This window comes from Mycobacterium sp. NGS50, from assembly GCF_059812545.1.
On the sequence record NZ_JCALCW010000104.1, the window covers coordinates 1 to 333 of the forward strand.

Here is a 333-nt window from a genome sequence, read left to right on the forward strand (position 1 = left end):
CGCATCTGCGCGGATCGCTGACCTGGGACCAGGGCGCCGAAATGGCTGGTCACAAGCAGTTCTCCATGGCCACCGACATGACCGTCTACTTCTGCGACCCGGCCAGCCCCTGGCAACGCGGCACCAACGAGAACACCAACGGACTGCTGCGCCAATACTTCCCCAAAGGCACCGACCTCGGCGTGTTCGGCCCCGAAGACCTCGAACACGTCGCCCAGCAACTCAACGGCCGCCCACGCAAAACGCTCGACTGGGACACCCCAGCCGAGCGCCTACGTGATCTACTACAGACTCAATAACCAGCAGCGCTTGCGACGACCCCTAGAAACCGCC

1 protein-coding gene is annotated in these 333 nt (G+C 63.4%); it reads left to right on the forward strand.

Annotation, left to right across the window (positions count from 1 at the left end; translation table 11 throughout):
* Positions 1-299 (forward strand): IS30 family transposase (locus AC5Y36_RS25880; protein WP_500043829.1); only part of this gene is annotated, 299 nt, incomplete at its 5' end.
* Between the last annotated feature and the right edge of the window lie 34 nt (positions 300-333).